Below are 18411 nucleotides of genomic sequence, written 5' to 3'. Positions count from 1 at the left end.
AACGACCGGTGGCCCCCAGCCGGTCGTTGAGCGAGCGGAGCGAGACGAAACGCACGGTCGGCGAAGGAGGTCATGATGACCACGACCGAGCAGTACCAGCGGGTTGCGGTGACGGATGCCGCGGCCGGCCTGTTGCGCGAGCTGACGATGCAGCACGGCAAGCTGATGTTCCACCAGTCGGGCGGATGCTGCGACGGCAGCGCCCCCATGTGCTACCCCGTCGGCATGTTCATCACCGGGCCGAGCGACGTGAAGCTCGGCGACCTCGAGGTGGGCCTTGACGACCCGATCGAGGTGTTCATCTCGGAGGCCCAGTTCGAGTACTGGAAGTACACGCACATCACCATCGACGTCGTGCCGGGCCGTGGCGCCGGGTTCAGTGTCGAGGGCCCGACGGGCAACCGTTTCATCATCCGCTCACGCATGCTGAACGACGCGGAGCTGGAGGCCTTCGGGCTCGCGCCGAGCTGACGGCTGACGCCGGCATCCTGATCCGACCCGGCTGATCCGCGAGACAGCATCTGCGCTGTCGAGACTGTGCGTCTTCCGCGCGGTCTCGACGGTACGGATGCTGTTTCGCGTTGAAGGGGGTCGGGCTTCTAGCGTGGAAGGACCGCAAACGAAAGGAGCACCGTGGATCAGGACCTCTGGGAGCAGTGGCTCGCGTGGGGCGTCGTCCTCGCGATCCTCATCGGCATCGCAATCGTCATCGCGTTCGTCACAACCTTCGTGCTCGTCCTCATCGGGCGCCGCAAGACCTGGCCGCACGCACTGTCGACGCGCACGCGCTGGCCCTTCCGCACCACCCTGCTGCTGATCGCGCTGCTCGGCTCGACCGCAGCGCTGCCGGTGGAGACCGACATCCGCGGCGGCATCCAGCACGGCCTCGCGATCGCGATCATCGTCGCCGGGGCGTGGCTGCTCGCGAACCTGTTCCTCTTCTTCGTCGACAGCGGCACGCAGCGCTACCGCCTCGCCGAGACCGACACGTTCTCGGCCCGCAAGATCCGCACCCAACTGCAGATCGTTCGGCGACTCGTGATCGTCGTGATCGTGGTGCTCGCCGCCGGCGCGATCCTCATGACCTTCGACGCGGTGCGTGCCGTCGGGGCGAGCGTGCTGGCATCCGCCGGCATCGCGTCGATCGTCGCCGGTCTTGCTGCCCAGTCGCTGCTCGGCAACCTCTTCGCCGGGGTGCAGTTGGCCTTCAGCGAGGCGATCCGTGTCGGTGACGTCGTCGTCGTGCAGGGCGAGTTCGGCACGATCAACGAGATCACCCTCAGCTACGTCGTACTGCAGCTGTGGGATCAGCGCACCCTCGTGTTGCCGTGCACGTACTTCACGACGACGCCGTTCGAGAACTGGACGAAACTCGGCCGCGCCCTGCTCGGCACGGTCTACTTCGACCTGGACTGGCGGGTGCCGGTCGATCGCATGCGCGAGCAGCTCGACCGCATCCTCGAAGGCACCCCGCTGTGGGACGGTCAGTCGGCGAGCATTTCGGTGACGGATGCCGTGGGCGGTCAGCTGCAGGTGCGCGTCGTCGTCTCGGCGAGCGACTCGAGCGCCCTGTGGGACCTGCGCTGCCTGGTGCGCGAGCAGCTCGCCGACTGGGTGCGCCGTGAGGCCCCCGAGGGGCTGCCGCTGCAGCGAGTCGCCTTCGACGCCCCGACCGCCGTGCCATCCCCGGTGCCGTCTCCGGTGCCGGCTCCCGGCTCGACCGAGGAGTGAGCGCCCTGTTGCGCGCGTAACTCCTCACTTTCGCGGCCTGCACCCCCGGATCCGGGCCGTTTTCGCCTCGGCCGCGCGAAAACTCAGGAGTTCCGCACGGGCGACCGAGGCAACCCGCCCGATTGCTTCACGTGAAACGGCCGGCCCCGCAGGTGCGGGACCGGCCGTCGGGGCGGATGCCGCTCAGCGGCGAACCGTCACCTCGGAGTGGGTGGAGTACACCCCGGCCACGCAGTGGGTGCAGGAGTGGACGGCGACGCGATTCGGCGGGCTCGACGAGTTCGTGCTGGAGGGCCCGATGGATGACCCGGTGCGCGCGCAGGAGGTGCTCGATCTGCTCACGGCGAGCCTCGGCGACGGCGGCTTCTCGGTGACCGCGGCCACCGCCACGTTCCAGTACGAGACGGCTGCCGGAACAATGCGGGGCATGGTCGAAGCGGTCACATTCGGCAACGCCCAGGCCTGGAATGCTGTGGCGCAGGGACTCTCAACGGCGGGCGACCCGCGTGCGCTGACTTCGACGGCGGCGCCGGGCGCGAGAGCACCCGACTCAGTTGAACAAGAACCGGGTGAGGATGCCGCTCTGGGTGAGTATCCAGAACAGGCCGAACCCGACGACGGCGATGATCGGCACCCAACGGACGCGCCGTTGCAGGCGCTGGCCCTGCTTGGCCACGCCTCGAGGTGGTGTGAAGGATTCGACGGGTGCTGCGAAGGGCAGCGCCTGTGCGCCGCCGTCGGCGGCGTGGACGGGCTGCGGCTGCGGGAACGCCTGCGCGGCGGCCTGCGCGGCGAGGCGTTCGTCGCGCCAGCGTTCCCACTGTGCGAGTTTGTCGAGCAGGGCGCCGACGACGGAGAACAGCCAGTTCCACATGTTGGGGTCGAGCGTCGAGAAGTCGCGCTTGGCGTAGAGGAACAGCCAGTCGTCGACGATTTCGATGTCGAGGGCGGCTGCGTTGTCGATGAACCGGGCCATGATGTCGGGCGTGAACAAGTAGAGCGCGTCGCGTTCGTACCCCTGAGGGCAGTACAGGTGGAAGTACTTGTCGAAGTCGCCTTCGAGGCTGAGGCGCTGGTCTTTGTCGAATGCGGCGGGCAGGTTCGAGCTGCCGAACAGGCCGTTGTTGCCGACGGCGTCGAGCACGATGTGCGGCAGCGGTGACGACAGGTGCACGCCGACGTAGCCCCACTTGTGGGTGGTCTTGTTCTTGCCTGAGCCGGTCGTGTACCGGTAGTTGCCGAACTCGACGAGGCGGGGTTCGGATCCGCGGAGGATGTCGGTGGCCTGGCGCGAACTGCCGAGGCTGAAGATCATGCCGGGCAGCGGCGGGTTCGAGGCGGTCGGGTACCAGGTCATGCCATTGGCCTTGGCGAAGCGGTCGAAGCGGTACCAGTTCTCGCCCGAGCGGCGCATCGCGGTGATGACGAGGGCGGTGATGCCGCCGACGATCGTCAGCATCACGACGACGGGCACGATCGATCCGATCACTGCGGTGGCGCCGAGGCCGGGTTCGCTGAACGAGGTGGCGAGGGCACCGAAGATGCCGAACAGCACGCTGCTGAACATGAACAGGAAGACGATCCCGATCACGATGAACACGACGATGCCACCCGTGAGCGAGCCGCCGGGCGCGCGGCCTTCTGCGATGAGCTGCTTCTTGTAGGCCTTGACGGTGGCCCGGTCGACGGGTTCGGTCAGCGGTCGCGCGTCGAACGGGTACGTGCGCGGTGCGGTCGGGTTCGTCATGCGTTCACCTCGTCGGAGAAATACGTCAGGGTCGTGCCCTCGCCGATAGGCAACGCTTCGATGCCGTCGGCGGCGCACAGCGACTGCACGAGGGCGGTGCTGCCGCCGACGATCGTGGAGTCGTAATCGACTTCGGTGACCCAGACCCAGGCGCGGTCGGCGGGCCACACGATGCTCGGTGCGTGCGCCGACGGATCGAAGCCGTGTTCTTCGGCGGGCCGGTCTCGCCATGGCGCGTCGAGCACCCAGTCTGGGGCGGCGAGCTCGTCGATGCCGCCGCGGAAGAGGACGTGAGGACGTCCGGGCAGATCGAAACGCGGTCCTTCCGAGACCTCACGGGAGAGGATGCCGTCCTGCCACGTCTTGCGACGGAACACGTCGTTGAAGACGTCGCGCGTGGCAGCGCCGAGCATGCGGTTGTGCTTCGCGAGGTCGTCGTCGTAGCGGTCGCCGATCTGCAGGAACGCGCGCGACGGGCTGTGCCCCAGGTGCCCGACGAGCCCGCCGATGCCCTCCCATTGCGCGATGTGACCCTCGGTCGGTGCCGTCGTGTGCTCACGCAGGATGCCGGCGAGGCGGGCGACGAGGCCGGGGTCCATGTCGCCTTCGGGTGGCGCGTTGTATTCGCGGCCATCCGGCCCGATGACCTGCTGCCAGCCGTTCGCGTCGCCCAGCGGGTCACCCGGGCTGCGGACGAGACGGTTCCATTGCGCACCGGCGTGGAACGTCGTGCCGAAGGCCGCAGCGGTCTGCGCCCACGTGACCGCACTGGTCACCATGCGGTCGAAGAGGGCTTCATGCTGGTGCCACGGCATCTCGCGCACCTCGTCGGGCGCCGGCATCCGCTCGCCGGGAAGTTCGGTGACGGATGCCGGATGGAACACGCGCGCGTAGGCCTCGAAGCCGCGCGGGACGACGTCGTGCATCGTGCCGAGCCAGGGGTCGTCGAGGCGTTCGCGCAGCCACTCCCCGACGCTCGTGTCGGGTTCCCATTCCATGCGGGCCACGCTACCGGGCCGTCGCGTCGCGAAGAGAAATCCTTTGTCCTCGCTGTGTCCCCCATTTGGGGGACAAGGGGGTAGACTCGACACCGGCGGCGTTGCAGAGCGTACTGCTCTCGCGCCGTCCTTCTTGCGCTCGACCGCGTGACCCGGGGCACCCTGCACCCCCTGCGACGCTCCGGTCCGTGGTCGAGCGCGAGTCGGCTTTCGCGCCGCCGGGGACCCGAACCCCGGCGGCGCGACGTCGTTCGCGCGCCGATTCGGCCGCGTCGGCGGTGAGCCGTGGCATCCGCTAGACTGTTGTGGTTGTCTGCCTCCGGCATGCCCGGTCGGCGACACGTGCATCAACCCTCCTGCTGTCGGGAAACGCCCGGCAGCCGTTCAAGTCCGAAGGAGGTGGGTTAGTGACGCACACGCACCAGTACGAACTCATGGTCATCCTTGACCCCGAGGTCGACGAGCGCCAGGTCGCTCCCAAGCTCGACGGTTTTCTGAAGGTCATCACCGCAGATGGTGGCTCGATCGAGAACGTCGACGTGTGGGGCAAGCGCCGTCTCGCGTACGAGATCCAGAAGAAGAATGAGGGCATCTACGCCGTCGTCAATTTCACCGCCACGAGCGAGGCCACGCACGAGCTCGACCGTCAGCTCAAGCTGAACGAGCAGATCATGCGTACCAAGGTCCTCCGTGCCGAGGAGGCGATCGCTCAGGTCGCCGCCGAGAAGGAGCGCGCTGAGGCCAAGGCCGCCCGCAAGGCCGCGAAGGCGTAATCGCGATGGCCGGCGAGACGATCATCACCGTCGTGGGGAACCTCACGGCCGACCCCGAGCTGCGGTACACGCAGAACGGACTGCCGGTCGCGAACTTCACGATCGCATCGACGCCCCGCAATTTCGACCGTCAGGCGAACGAGTGGAAGGACGGCGAAGCGCTGTTCCTCCGCGCGTCGGTCTGGCGGGAGTTCGCAGAGCACGTGGCAGGTTCGATGACGAAGGGCATGCGGGTCATCGCGACCGGCCGCCTGAAGCAGCGCTCCTACCAGGACCGTGACGGCAACAACCGCACGGCCATCGAGCTCGAGGTCGATGAGATCGGTCCTTCGCTGCGCTACGCCACCGCCCAGGTGACGCGCGCCGCTTCCGGCGGTGGCGGCAACTTCGGCGGAGGCCAGCAGGCCGCGCGCCCGCAGCAGGGTCAGCAGGACGAGCCGTGGTCGACCCCCGGTTCGGCAGCACCCGACGCGTGGAGCGCCCCCGGCGCCAGCTACGGCGACGACACGCCCTTTTGAGTCGGGGCGGGTCAATGCCGCGCAGCGGCGTTGATGCGACCGCGACGCAAGGTTGAGTAGCCGCCGAAGGCGGCGTATCGAAACCCAAGATCACAGGAAGCCGGCACGACCGGCATCCACAACTTCGTACTAAGGACAAACAATGGCTGGAAAGGCTACCGGCGATCGCCGCAAGCCGCGGAAGGGCGCGAAGAACGCTGCCCCCGCGAAGGCGATCCGCGTCGGCGTCATCGACTACAAGGATGTCGCCACCCTTCGCAAGTTCATCTCGGAGCGCGGCAAGATCCGTGCCCGTCGTATCACCGGTGTCTCGGTGCAGGAGCAGCGTCTGATCGCCAAGGCGATCAAGAACGCCCGCGAAATGGCGCTCCTGCCTTACGCCGGCGCTGGCCGCTGAGGAGCACCGACATGGCAAAGCTGATTCTCACGAACGAGGTCGCCGGGCTCGGAAGCGCCGGTGACGTCATCGAGGTCAAGAACGGGTACGCCCGCAACTACCTCATCCCCCAGGGCTTCGCTGTGGCCTGGACCCGCGGTGGCGAGAAGCAGGTGGCGTCGATCCGCGCCGCCCGCGAGGCACGCGCGATCCACGACCACGAAGACGCTGTGGCGCTCAAGGACAAGCTCGAGGGCGATAAGGTTCGCCTCGAGGTGACCGCGGGCAAGGAAGGCCGCCTGTTCGGCTCGGTCAAGACCGCTGACGTCGTCGACGCGGTCAAGGCTGCCGGCATCGGTGAGCTCGACAAGCGCAAGATCACCTTCCCGTCGCCCATCAAGTCGGTCGGTGACCACGAGGCCGTCGTCCGCCTGCGCGACGACGTGACCGCCGTGATCACCCTCCAGGTGGTCGCCGCCAAGTAATCGGATGCCGCCCAGGCACTCCTCACTCCGGTGATCGAGTGCCGAGCAGGCGCTCCTCACTCCGATGATCGAGTGCCGCCGCAGGCGGTGTATCGAGATCAGATGCCCCGGACCTCCACGGTCCGGGGCATCTGTCGTTCCGGCGCGCCGCTCACGGTGACGGCGGGTGGATGCTCCGCGGTTGGCGGTGTGGCGTCCGGCGTCAGACGGTGAGCCCGACACGATCGCGGCCGGCATGTACGACCTGCTGCACAACCGCATGTTCGCCGACCCGGCGTTCCCCGAACCAGACACCGTCGACGGGCCACTCCACGACACCGACCGAATCGCATACCTGCACGGGCATATAGCAGCGGTGGCGCGGGCTCGAGCGGCAGGCGTCGACGTTGCCGGATACACGGCATGGTCGCTGGTCGACAACTTCGAGTGGGCCGAGGGGTACACGCAGCGCCTCGGGCTCGTGCACGTCGACCACGCGACCGGCGGCCAGGGAAGGGTTGCCGCCCGCTGGTTCACGCTCTTCACGACCGCATGGCTCGTCGTTTCGGTGCTCGGGGCCGCGCTGTACGCCGCGGTGCGTGAGGCCCAGGGAACTGGACTTGACAAAGTCGAAGTTCTCCCCAGTTGATACACACACCGCGAACCTTCAACACACACTTCAATCACATTCGTCATCCACAGCCTGTGAACGAAAGAATCCCAGGTCAAGCTGACTATAGATTTCTCCAATCCTTGTAGACTCGGGCGTTTTCCACAGGAGTTGTACACAGGCGTTCCGGCGTTTCGTGCAGATTCTCCACACAGTTATCCACAGGGTGGTTTGCGGCTGTCGCACCCCCTCCTTACCGTGTACTCCGGCTCGAAAACCCGGGATGCGAGTCAGAGTGGGGTGAGGCGCGCAATGTCGATTGCGGACATCGGAGAAGACCGGCTCGGGGGACCCCGCGAGCATGAGCGCACTCCGCCGCACGACCTGCTGGCCGAGCAGTCTGCGCTGGGCGGCATGCTGCTGTCGGGCGACGCGGTCGCCGATGTCATCGAGTCGCTGCGCGGCACCGACTTCTACGTGCCCAAGCACGAGCTGATCTTCGAGGCGATCCTCTCCCTCTACTCGCACGGCGAGCCCACCGACGTCGTCGCCGTCACCGACGAACTCATCAAGAACGGCGAACTGCAGCGTGCCGGCGGTGCCGACTACCTGCACTCGCTCACCTCGATCGTGCCGACGGCGGCCAACGCCGGCTACTACGCGTCGATCGTCAACGAGCGCGCCCTGCTGCGCCGGCTCGTCGAGGCCGGCACCCGCATCGTGCAGATGGGCTACAGCGGACAGGGTGAGGCGCTCGACCTCGTCAACAACGCGCAGGCCGAGATCTACGGCGTGACCGGTGCCGAGCAGACCGAGGACTACGTCCCGCTGCAGGTCGCCGTCGACACCGCCGTCGAAGAGATCGAGGCTGCACGCGGCCGCGATGGGCAGATGACCGGCATCCCAACCGGCTTCGCCGGGCTCGACCAGCTCACCAACGGTCTGCACGGCGGTCAGATGATCGTCGTCGCGGCGCGGCCGGCGATGGGCAAGTCAACGCTGGCTCTGGATTTCGCCCGCGCGGCGGCCATCAAACACAAGCAGCCGACGATTTTCTTCTCGCTCGAGATGGGGCGCAGCGAGATCGCGATGCGTCTGATGAGCGCCGAGGGTGCCGTGCCGCTGCAGAGCATGCGCAAGGGGTCGCTCGACTCGCGCGACTGGACGACGATCGCCGCGACCCGCGGAAAGATCAACGACGCACCGCTCTACATCGATGACAGCCCCAACATGACGCTCGTCGAGATTCGCGCGAAGTGCCGAAAACTCAAGCAGCGCGTGGGGTTGCGGATGGTCGTCATCGACTATCTGCAGCTGATGACCTCGGGCAAGCGCGTCGAGTCGCGCCAGCAAGAAGTCTCGGAGTTCTCGCGTGCCCTCAAGCTGCTCGCGAAAGAACTGCAGGTGCCGGTGATCGCGCTGTCACAGCTGAACCGTGGCCCCGAGCAGCGGCAAGACAAGAAGCCCGCCATCAGCGACCTGCGTGAATCGGGCTCGATCGAGCAGGACGCCGACATGGTCATCCTGCTGCACCGCGAAGCCGCCTACGACAAGGAAAGCCCCCGTGCAGGCGAGGCCGACCTGATCGTCGCCAAGCACCGAAACGGCCCCACCGACACGATCACGGTCGCCTTCCAGGGCCACTTCTCCCGCTTCACGGACATGGCGCAGGACTTCGGGTAGGTATTGTAGGTTCCACGTGAAGATGTCGGATTCCAGATCGAGATGTCGGCTAGTTGTTGCTGGCCATAACGTTGTGGTCACGTAGGAAGGTCGCGGCAGGAGGCTCCGCCTCTGCGCGCGTCATCTCGGATTGGCTACAGGTACCTGCAGACCTCGTCGGCGTTGCAGGTCTCGGGTTCGGGTTCTGCGGCTGCGTCGCGGAGGGCGGCAACGTTGTCGCGGAGGGAGACGAGATCCGAGATCTGGCGCTCAATGTCCTTCAGACGAACGTCTAGGAGGTCCCGGACGTGGCCGCAGGGAATCTCGCCTCCATCGCGGATGTCGAGGATCTGTTTGATCTGCGCGAGGGTAAGTCCGGCAGCCTGGCCGCGGTGGATGAAGTCGATCCGAGTCGCTGCTTCCGGATCGTAGTCGCGGTATCCCGACGCGGTGCGCTCGGCCGCGGGAAGCAGGCCCTGCTCCTCGTAGAACCGCAGGGTCTTGGCGGTGGTGCCGGCCGCCTCGGCGAGTTCGCCGATCCTCATCTGGGTCTCCGATGTGTCACAGGTCGCACTTGACCTTCCCCCGTACTGGAAGGTCCATTGTGGCTGCATCAAGAGCAATTCTCAAGACTCAGGGGAGGAATCGGGATGCAGTCCAGGTACGACCTTGCGATCATCGGATCGGGTGGCGCCGCGTTCGCCGCCGCCATCCGCGCGACCACGCTCGGCAAGTCGGTGGTGATGATCGAGCGCGGCACTTTCGGCGGCACGTGCGTGAACACCGGCTGCGTGCCGTCGAAGGCGCTCATCGCCGCCGCTGAGGCCCGCCAGACCGCTGCCGAGGCGGGCAACCGTTTCCCGGGGATCGCCACCACAGCGGACGACGTGGACATGCCCGCGCTGATCAGCAGCAAGCAGGACCTCGTCGAGGAACTTCGGGGTGAGAAGTACGTCGACGTCGCCGACGCCTACGGCTGGCAGATCCGCCACGGCGACGCTGCGTTCGCCGGCACGCCAGAAGCGCCCGTTCTTGAGGTCACCGCGACTGACGGTGCGGTCGAGACGATCGACGCTGATCACTACCTGGTCGCCACCGGCGCCAGCGCATGGGCCCCACCGATCGACGGTCTTGAGGAGGCCGGCTACCTGACCTCGACCACGGCGATGGAGTTGACCAAGGTTCCCGACTCGCTGCTGGTGCTCGGCGGCGGCTACGTCGCCTTGGAGCAGGCCCAACTGTTCGCCCGGCTCGGGTCGAAGGTCACCCTGCTGGTTCGTTCCCGGCTGGCGTCGAAGGAGGAGCCGGAGGTATCCAAGGCGCTGCAGGAGGTCTTCGCCGACGAGGGCATCCGCGTGGTCCGCCGTGCGGTCCCGACCCACGTTGCCCGTGACGACGTCAGGGGCCAGGTTGTTGTCACCGCTGACATCTCCGGCGGCGAGCAGGAATTCCACGCCGAACAGGTCCTCGTCGCCCTCGGCCGCCGACCGGTCACCGATGGGCTGAACCTCGATGCGGTGGAGGTGAAGACCGGCGACACGGGCGAGATCGTGGTCACCGACCAACTGCAGTCCTCCAACCCCCGGATCTGGGCAGCCGGCGACGTGACCGGGCACCCCGAGTTCGTCTACGTCGCCGCCCACCACGGCAACATGGTCGCTGAGAACACGTTCGCTGGCGCTGAGCGGTCGGTGGACCACAGCCGGCTGCCGCGGGTGACCTTCACCAGTCCGGCGATCGGCGCGGTCGGGATGACCGAGGCCCAGGTGCTCGCTGCCGGGATCCGCTGCGACTGCCGCGTCCTGCCGCTGGACTACGTGCCCCGGGCGCTGGTCAACCGCGACACCCGCGGCTTCATCAAGATCGTCGCCAACGCTGAGACCGGCGAGATCCTCGGCCTCACCGCCGTCGCCAAAGACGCCGGCGAGCTCGCCGCCGCCGGTGTCCACATTCTCGGCAAGACCGTCACCGAGGTCGCCGACGCATGGGCGCCCTACCTGACCATGACCGAAGGCATCCGGATCGCCGCCAAGGCCTTCACCACCGACATCTCCAAGCTGTCCTGCTGCGCGTGACCCGCAGCCGACAGCCTCCACCCGACTCATGAAGAAGGTACCGCCATGTCGGAGCTCACGACGCAACTGCCCGAACGACTCAACAACACCGAAGAGACCGGCCTTGACGCCGTCCTATTGATCCCGCTGCTGCGGCTGATCGTCGAGGGCGGCCCGGTCACCGTCGAGCAGTTCGCCGCGGCCGCCGGCCGTCCGGTCGACGACGTACGCACGGGTCTGGCCGCGGTGCCGGACACCGAGTACGACGACCAGGGCCGCATCATCGGCCAGGGCCTCACCCTGCGCCCCACCCCTCACCGGTTCACCGTGGCCGGTGAGGAGCTCTACACCTGGTGCGCCCTGGACACCCTGATCTTTCCGACCCTGCTCGAGCGCGCGGCGAGCGTGGAGTCGGTCTCCCCGACCAGCGGCGAGCCGATCCGGGTCACCATCGTGCCCCGCGCGGTCTAGGTCCGTGTGCGCACGGCAACACAGGCTTCGTCCGAGGGTCCGACCATACTGGCACTGTGCCTGCAGAGAACGAAGCTGATCGGATAGCGACCGACGTTGAATCTCAGCCGTCGGAGCAGCCGGCGCCGACGGTTGTCCTCCGCTCTCTTGCTCCCGAGTATGAGGAACCACACCACGCGGGCTATCTGCGGCATCTTGAGGATGCGATGAAGGACCCCAGGAATCGCAACATCGCACTCACAGGTCGATACGGTTCCGGAAAGTCCAGCGTGCTCGATCAGTTCGAACGCGCACACAAGGCCGATACTCTCCGAATCAGCATCAATACTCTCGGACCCGACGAGGACGACGAGGACCTCACCAACCGGATTCAGAAAGAGCTTGTCAAACAGCTCGTCTATCGTGCCGAGCCGGGGAAGCTCCGCCGTTCGCGGTTCGTGCGAAGCAGACCGCTCACCCGCTGGCGTGCGTTCTTCGAAGCGGTCGGGATCACAGCTGGAGGGCTGCTACTGCTCTGGCTGATAGGTCTCCGTCCGGGTGACAGTTGGTTCGGGGGCACCAGCAACCCGTTCTTGACACTCCTCTTGGGCGGGATATTCGTCGCTCTCGTCGTTGCGGTCGTGTGGGTGGTGCGGCTGGTCATCGGGGACCGCGTCGTTTCACAGGTCACGACAGCGGGGACGACGATCACCCTCGGCGATAAGCCGACCACGTACTTCGACGGCTATCTCGACGAGATCGTCGCCTTTTTCGACGCTGTTGAACCGAAGTACGTGATCTTTGAAGACCTCGATCGCTTCGACGATCCGCAGATCTTCGACTCTCTCCGTGAACTCAACACGTTGATCAACGCCTCTTCTCACTGGATCGGCAAGGATCATCCGCTTCGGTATATCTACGCGATCAAGGACAGCTTGTTTGAGAAGATCGGCACGGATCTCGACGAGAAGGATCCGGGATCGGACGACGAACCGTCGAAACCGACGACTGACCGGGAACGCAAGATTGATTTGGCCGCCGCGGCCGTGGAACGTGCGAACAGGACGAAGTTCTTTGAACTGGTGGTTCCCGTCGTGCCATTCATCTCCCATCGCAACGCTCGAGACCTCCTTGCAGGAGCGCTCACGAAGCTCGGCCTTCCGAAGGATCTCGTGACCCGGCCGCTCTTGGATCTCGTCGCGCGCCACACCACTGACATGAGGTTGCTGATCAACATCTGCAACGAGTTCGCGGTGTTCGCCGAGCAGCTCTACTGGACTGAGAATCGCGCACCAGGCATGACCCCGGACGACCTGTTCGCACTGGTCGCCTACAAGAACTTCCACCTCGCGGACTTCGAAGCAATCCCCCAGCGGGCGAGTGCTCTTGACGCGCTTGAGAACAGCCATCGAGGGCTCGTTCGGGCCACCATCGAGGAGCTACAGAAGAAGCGTCGCGAACTGATCCGGACGGAAGAGAAGCGACGCGTCCAAGACGAAACGGCGGCGACTCTCGGAGCACGCCTGTTACTCGTCAAGGACCTGGTGTCGGCTCGTACCTCATACGGCTATGCGGGAATCTACGTCCAAGGGCAAACCCGCGCGTTCGATGAGGTGACTTCCCCGACGTTCTGGCGGCACGTCTCAGAAGCAGGCACGCTGACGCTGACACCCGCCCGGCCGAACTACGAGAACAATGCCGTGATCATCGATGCCGCACAACTCACGTCCTTGTTCCCCGACAGCATGGACAGCGACGTTTGGCGCGACTCGAGTCCCGCAGAACTCACCCGTCAGGTGCGGCGATACGACGAGGACATTGCATCCCTACGCGGTGCGGATTTCAAGGACCTCGCTCACTACGAGAACATCGCTTCGGGCAAGACACCGTTCAAGGACACGATCACGAGCACGCTCGATTCCGAGCTCGCACGGGACCTCGTGCGTCGCGGATTCCTGACCCGGAATTACGCGGAGTACTCAGCTCGGTTCTACGGGAGCTTCATCGGCGTGGACGTCGCCTTCTTCTACAACCACAGCGTCCAGCCGAACCAGATGTACGTCGACTACTCATTCAAGACCGAGAATGCGGTGGCGAACCTGCTCGAACAAGTACCGGCAGACTTCACAAGTTCCGCCAGTGCGCTCAACCTGGAAGTGGTCTCGTACCTCCTGGGCAACGACTTGGCGGCGGCCAAAGAAGTGGTTGAGTTTGTCGTCGCCGATTTCAGCAAGGACGCTCAGACCTTCCTCGACGCGTTCATCAATTCGCCGACGACGCCACGCGAGAAGCTTGTCGCGCTGCTCGCCGAGCATCCATGGAGAGACCTCTTTCAGTACATCGCCACTCACTCTGGCATGCCCGACGAAGACACCCGGATCCGCCTCCTCGACGCGGCGCTGCTAAGCAGCAAGACGGCCGATGCCTATGATGTCGACGGTGAAGCTCTCTCACTACTCTCCAGTGAGTACGCGAATCTTGGTGGCGTTCGTGATCCCCAGTCTCCGGAGAGGACGGCGACGATCTACGGATTCCTCCAGTCCGCCAACATCCTCGTCGAGGATCTGGGTGTCCTCGGCGCACCGTTGCGAACGCGCGTCGTTGCTGGGGAGATGTATCAGATCTCGACGCCGAACCTGCAGCTTGCCCTGGAGATCACGACCACCCCCACAATTGACGAGGCGCGCAAGCACGAAGCGGTCTGGCATTACGTCAAGGAGAACATTGACGTATACCTAGGCACGCTCTTCGCATCTCAGCCTGACGCAGAGACCGTGACTGCCGAGGCTGTCCTTCAAGCCGTCATCTCGGAACAGCACGGCACGTGGAGCGATGAGCAACTCGCAAGAGTCATCGCGTCGAGCTCGCAGACAGCAGCGCTTGCCGATATCACTGATGTCCCACTTGACGCCTGGCCCCTTCTTGTTGCGGAGCGTCGTGTTATGCCCGCTGTCGCCAATGTGAATGAGTACGCCTCGGCGCACGGCATCGATCACGACCTCGTTCAGTTTCTCGTCGACGACGGAGAGGCCATTCCGCTGCAGGGTGTTGATGAGGTTGACGAAGACGACCGGCGCGCTCTCGCCGTGCTTGTCCTCAATGCCGGCGCACTTCTCCCGGCATCTGTTCGGGTAGGTCTTGCGATCCAGCTCGACCTACGTAACGGGGTTGACGCGGCTGCCCTGGCGCCAGCCGGCGACGATCTCTTGGCGAGGGCGCTAGAAGCCGGACTCGTTCCTGACGAGGCGTCGACGTTCGAGCACTTCTCCAGCGGCGGCTGGGCCTCCGTCGCAGCCGCATTCGCCGTATCGGAGAACGTCGAGACGTTCCTCACGCCAGCGCTCGTGTCGGGGTATGTCGCAGAGCTGGTTCGCAGCGCTGGCGTCCCGGAGGTCCTCCGCAACAGGGTTGCGGAGGAAGTCACTGCGTTCGTCCCGGATGACGAGGTCGAGCCGCTCCGGGCCGTGGGCGTCTACGCCGCGGAAAAGTGGATCAGGATTCCGCGCGAGCAGGTCAGCCGTATCGCGAGAGTCACCATGGACGCCAGCGCCGTGCTCCCGCATTTGGTTCGAGATCGAGATCTCAGCCCTGATCAATTGATCGAGACGATGGCATTCCTCGGGGCGCCATACAACGCGCTAACAAGCGGTCCGGGGGTGGAGTTCGACCTTCCGCCCGTTTCGTCAGCCAAGACCCTCCTGGAGCGTCTTGAGGGGGCCGGTCGCGTCGAGATATTCAGCCGCGGATGGGGAGCCGGGAAGGGTGTCCGTAACCGGATGTGATCCCGCGGACAAATCTAGCTGGCGGAAACTCCGGACAAACTGCTGGCGGAATGCCCTCGAAGCCGCCGTGTCCGGACAAACTAGTGAAGTGCCCGACAAGGTGTTGTAGGGATTTTTCTGAGTTGTCCATTTGGCGGATGAAATGTCCACGCGATGTCCATCCGGACATTTCTCGGGAGAATCGCGGGTCAAAGTACGAAGAAGCAAGCGCCCGACGGAGTACAGCAGTTGATGTATAGTCATCGTGTGCTGACTATTGCTGATCAACTTGATGTGATGAACCGGCTCGGTCGAGCTATGGCCGACCCGACCCGCTCTCGCATTCTCCTGACTCTCTTGGCCGGCCCGAGTTACCCGGCGGTGCTGTCTCGCGAGTTGGGGTTGTCCCGCTCGAATGTGTCGAACCATCTGACGTGTCTGCGCGGGTGCGGGATCGTGGTGGCCGAGCCCGAGGGCCGGCAGACCCGCTACGAGGTCGCAGACCCGCACCTTGCCCGCGCCCTGACGGCGCTGGTGGATGTGACACTCGCGGTCGACGAGAGCGTGCCGTGCATGGACCCGAACTGCGGGGTCGAAGGTTGCGTGGCGGGGGAGGTGCGGGCGTGAGCGCGGTCACGGGTTCGCAAGTCGAGCACGTCGACCTCGACGACGACGATGATGACGATGACCGGTCCTGGTATCGGAGCCCGAGCGTTCTGATCCCGATCGCCTCCGGCGTCGCGTTCGCCGCCGGCCTGGTGTGCGAGTGGACCGGCGCGGAGACCGCGGGCCTGGTGTTGTTCTGGATCGGTCTGCTGCTGGGCGCGTACACGTTCGTGCCGGGCGCGCTGCGCAAGCTGTTCACCAAGGGCAAGCTCGGCATCGGCCTGCTCATGACGATCAGCGCCACCGGCGCGGTGATCCTCGGCTACGTCGAGGAGGCCGCCGCGCTGGCGTTCCTGTACTCGATCGCAGAGGCGCTGGAAGACAAGGCGATGGACCGCGCCCGCGCGGGGTTGCGGGCACTGTTGAAACTCGTGCCCGACACCGCGCTCGTCAAGCGCGGCGACGCCACAGCCGAGGTAGAGGCGAAGGAGCTGCGCGTCGGTGACGTGCTCGTGGTCCGGCCGGGTGAACGGATCGCGACAGACGGTATCGTGCGCGCCGGGCGGAGCAGCCTGGACACGTCCGCGATCACAGGCGAGTCGATCCCGGTCGAGGTCGAACCCGGCACCGACGTGTCGGCCGGGTCGATCAACACCACCGGCGTCCTCGAGGTCGAGGCCACCGCCGCTGGCACCGACAACTCGCTCACCACGATTGTGGAACTGGTCGAGCAGGCGCAGGCCGAGAAGGGCGACCGCGCCCGCCTGGCCGACCGCATCGCCCGACCCCTCGTGCCCGGCGTGATGATCCTCGCCGTGCTGGTCGGCGTGCTCGGGTCGCTGCTGAGCGGCGACCCCGAGCTGTGGATCACCCGCGCCCTGGTCGTGCTGGTCGCAGCGTCGCCGTGTGCTCTGGCGATCGCCGTCCCGGTCACTGTCGTATCCGCCATCGGGGCTGCGTCGAAGTTCGGTGTGGTTGTGAAGTCCGGTGCCGCGTTCGAGCGGTTCGGTGGCATCCGCCACCTCGCCGTCGACAAGACCGGCACCCTGACTCGCAACGAGCCCACCGTGACCCGCGTCGTCACCACCGGCGTGACCGAGGCTGACGTGCTGGCGTGGGCGGCGAGCCTGGAAGGTCACAGCACGCATCCCCTCGCCGCAGCGATCACCACCGCGGTTCCCAACGCTCCGGCCGCTGCAGACGTCAGCGAGACCGCCGGCCACGGCATCGCCGGCACCCTCGACGGTGCTCGTCTCGCCGTAGGGAGTCCACGCTGGCTGGACGCCGGCACGCTGGTCGGCGACGTGGAGGCGATGGAGTCCGAGGGGATGACCGTCGTCATCGTCCACCGCAACGACCAGCCCGCCGGAGCGATCGGAGTGCGGGACGAGCTGCGCCCCGAAGTCCCCGAGGTCATCGCCATACTGAACCGGCGCGGGATCGGCGTGACGATGCTCACCGGCGACAACGCCCGCACCGCCGCGGCCCTCGCCGCACAGGCCGGCATCAGCGACGTGCGCGCCGAACTGCGCCCCGAGGACAAGGCCACCGCCGTCGCGGAACTGTCGAAGTCGCAGCCCACCGCGATGATCGGGGACGGCATCAACGACGCCCCCGCTCTCGCAGCCGCCGACCTGGGGATCGCGATGGGAGCCAAGGGCGCAGATGCCGCGATCGAGTCCGCCGACGTCGCGTTCACCGGCCACGACCTGCGCCTCATCCCGCAGGCCCTCGCTCACGCCCGCCGCGGCCGCAGCATCATCAACCAGAACGTCGTCCTGTCCATCGCGATCATCGCGGTCCTGCTACCGCTCGCGATCACCGGCATTCTGGGCCTCGCCGCCGTGGTGCTGGTGCACGAAGTCGCGGAGGTCATCGTTATCCTCAACGGGCTCCGCGCGGCGCGGCGCACGAAGGCATGACCGGTCCCGTTCACGGCCTCGCGCAGGGAAGGGCGGATGCCGTGGAAGTGAGTTCCGCCGGCCCTCTTGGCGCGCGCGTCCGACCGCGTCTATTCCTGATCGCGTGCGCCGTCGCTGTCGGGGCGGTGCTGATCGACCAGGGAACCAAAGCACTCGCCCTCGCGCAGCTCAGCGAACAAGCCCGCATCCCACTCCTGGGAGACTGGCTCGGCTTGCAGCTCGCGTTCAACCCCGGCGCCGTCATGTCCCTCGGATCCGGCTCAACCTGGCTGCTCACCATCATCGCAGCCGCGGCATCCGTGGCTCTGCTCATCGCCGCAACACGCGCCCGCACCGCCGGGTGGGCGGTCGCGATCGGCCTGCTGTGGGGAGGCGCAGTCGGCAACCTCCTAGACCGCCTGCTCGCCCCACCCGGATTCGGCCGAGGCCACGTCACCGACTTCCTCGCCTACGGCAACCTGTTCATCGGCAACCTCGCCGACGTCATCCTCGGTGTCGGCATCGCTCTCGGCATTTTGCTCTACATCTCGCCGCCGAAAGGCAAAAGGTGGAGTCATCCGCCCGACGAGCACAGATCGACTCCCGAAGACATCTAGCAGCATGTTCGCGGCTGGCTTTCGAGGACATCTCGCTTGTCACTCCCGCGTCCTTTCGCTGCGCAGATGGACATCTCTGAGCGGTTCCTACAGTGTTTGTAGGTTCCACGTGGAGATGGCATTGTCTACCGCAAGATGGCCCA

General features: G+C 66.0%; 18 protein-coding genes. 14 read left to right on the top strand and 4 right to left on the bottom strand.

Going from position 1 to position 18411, the window contains the following annotated elements; all coding sequences use genetic code 11:
- The first annotated feature begins 75 nt into the window (after positions 1–75).
- Together AC3ENX_RS10955 and AC3ENX_RS10950 are read left to right on the top strand one after the other, a co-directional pair.
- Positions 76–471 (top strand): DUF779 domain-containing protein, encoded by a 396-nt coding sequence (locus AC3ENX_RS10955; RefSeq protein ID WP_434811913.1) that lies wholly within the window; start codon positions 76–78, stop codon positions 469–471.
- Positions 472–633: 162 nt separating this feature from the next.
- Positions 634–1731 carry a mechanosensitive ion channel family protein gene (locus tag AC3ENX_RS10950; protein WP_434811912.1) on the top strand — a complete coding sequence of 366 codons (1098 nt, stop codon included), beginning with the start codon at positions 634–636 and terminating at the stop codon, positions 1729–1731.
- 183 nt (positions 1732–1914) lie between these two features.
- Here the strand turns inward: AC3ENX_RS10950 and AC3ENX_RS10945 are convergent, their stop codons facing one another.
- From AC3ENX_RS10945 to AC3ENX_RS10935, 3 genes are all read right to left on the bottom strand, one after another.
- A complete protein-coding gene (locus AC3ENX_RS10945) occupies positions 1915–2160 on the bottom strand; it encodes a hypothetical protein (protein ID WP_434811911.1) in 246 nt (81 codons plus the stop codon).
- A 121-nt stretch (positions 2161–2281) separates the two neighbouring features.
- Positions 2282–3478 carry a hypothetical protein gene (locus tag AC3ENX_RS10940; protein ID WP_434811910.1) on the bottom strand — a complete coding sequence of 399 codons (1197 nt, stop codon included), beginning with the start codon at positions 3476–3478 and terminating at the stop codon, positions 2282–2284.
- Complete coding sequence (locus AC3ENX_RS10935) at positions 3475–4476, bottom strand: hypothetical protein (RefSeq protein ID WP_434811909.1); 1002 nt, start codon at positions 4474–4476, stop codon at positions 3475–3477. The genes AC3ENX_RS10940 and AC3ENX_RS10935 overlap by 4 nt, the downstream gene beginning before the upstream one ends.
- 434 nt (positions 4477–4910) lie before the next feature.
- On the opposite strand from AC3ENX_RS10935, the gene rpsF reads away from it, so the two are divergent.
- The 6 genes from rpsF (at position 4911) to dnaB (ending at position 8900) form a co-directional block, all read left to right on the top strand.
- Entirely contained in the window at positions 4911–5249 is a 339-nt protein-coding gene (rpsF, locus tag AC3ENX_RS10930) for a 30S ribosomal protein S6 (protein WP_434812010.1), read from the top strand.
- 5 nt (positions 5250–5254) lie between these two features.
- The gene (locus tag AC3ENX_RS10925) at positions 5255–5767 is read left to right on the top strand and encodes a single-stranded DNA-binding protein (RefSeq protein ID WP_434811908.1); all 513 of its coding nucleotides are present in this window, start codon (positions 5255–5257) and stop codon (positions 5765–5767) included.
- A 142-nt stretch (positions 5768–5909) separates the two neighbouring features.
- Positions 5910–6164, top strand: coding sequence for a 30S ribosomal protein S18 (gene rpsR / locus AC3ENX_RS10920; RefSeq protein ID WP_005054609.1), 255 nt, complete (start codon positions 5910–5912; stop codon positions 6162–6164).
- An 11-nt stretch (positions 6165–6175) separates the two neighbouring features.
- Positions 6176–6628: a 50S ribosomal protein L9 gene (rplI, locus tag AC3ENX_RS10915; protein WP_434811907.1), complete on the top strand. Its 453-nt coding sequence runs from the start codon at positions 6176–6178 to the stop codon at positions 6626–6628.
- Positions 6629–6815: 187 nt separating this feature from the next.
- On the top strand, positions 6816–7256 hold the full coding sequence (locus AC3ENX_RS10910; RefSeq protein ID WP_434812009.1) for a family 1 glycosylhydrolase: 441 nt from the start codon (positions 6816–6818) through the stop codon (positions 7254–7256).
- 273 nt (positions 7257–7529) lie between these two features.
- Positions 7530–8900, top strand: coding sequence for a replicative DNA helicase (gene dnaB, locus AC3ENX_RS10905; protein WP_434811906.1), 1371 nt, complete (start codon positions 7530–7532; stop codon positions 8898–8900).
- 134 nt (positions 8901–9034) lie between these two features.
- Here the strand turns inward: dnaB and AC3ENX_RS10900 are convergent, their stop codons facing one another.
- Positions 9035–9424 carry a heavy metal-responsive transcriptional regulator gene (locus AC3ENX_RS10900; RefSeq protein WP_040347802.1) on the bottom strand — a complete coding sequence of 130 codons (390 nt, stop codon included), beginning with the start codon at positions 9422–9424 and terminating at the stop codon, positions 9035–9037.
- A 105-nt stretch (positions 9425–9529) separates the two neighbouring features.
- On the opposite strand from AC3ENX_RS10900, the gene merA reads away from it, so the two are divergent.
- From merA to AC3ENX_RS10870, 6 genes are all read left to right on the top strand, one after another.
- On the top strand, positions 9530–10954 hold the full coding sequence (merA, locus tag AC3ENX_RS10895) for a mercury(II) reductase (RefSeq protein ID WP_005882720.1): 1425 nt from the start codon (positions 9530–9532) through the stop codon (positions 10952–10954).
- Between the two features lie 45 nt (positions 10955–10999).
- Complete coding sequence (gene merB, locus AC3ENX_RS10890; RefSeq protein WP_434811905.1) at positions 11000–11404, top strand: organomercurial lyase; 405 nt, start codon at positions 11000–11002, stop codon at positions 11402–11404.
- A gap of 56 nt (positions 11405–11460) precedes the next feature.
- Entirely contained in the window at positions 11461–15165 is a 3705-nt protein-coding gene (locus AC3ENX_RS10885) for a YobI family P-loop NTPase (protein ID WP_434811904.1), read from the top strand.
- A 246-nt stretch (positions 15166–15411) separates the two neighbouring features.
- Positions 15412–15771, top strand: coding sequence for a Cd(II)/Pb(II)-sensing metalloregulatory transcriptional regulator CmtR (gene cmtR / locus AC3ENX_RS10880; RefSeq protein ID WP_330170743.1), 360 nt, complete (start codon positions 15412–15414; stop codon positions 15769–15771).
- Positions 15768–17672, top strand: a complete 1905-nt coding sequence (locus AC3ENX_RS10875; RefSeq protein WP_434811903.1) for a heavy metal translocating P-type ATPase — start codon at positions 15768–15770, stop codon at positions 17670–17672. Before cmtR ends, AC3ENX_RS10875 begins: the two co-directional genes overlap by 4 nt.
- The gene (locus AC3ENX_RS10870) at positions 17669–18268 is read left to right on the top strand and encodes a signal peptidase II (RefSeq protein WP_434811902.1); all 600 of its coding nucleotides are present in this window, start codon (positions 17669–17671) and stop codon (positions 18266–18268) included. The genes AC3ENX_RS10875 and AC3ENX_RS10870 overlap by 4 nt, the downstream gene beginning before the upstream one ends.
- Positions 18269–18411 lie beyond the last annotated feature (143 nt).

The sequence above is a fragment of the Microbacterium sp. bgisy189 genome (assembly GCF_057707225.1).
The sequence above is the reverse complement of the archived record's forward strand: the minus strand, read 5'-3'. Positions and strand labels throughout refer to the sequence as shown.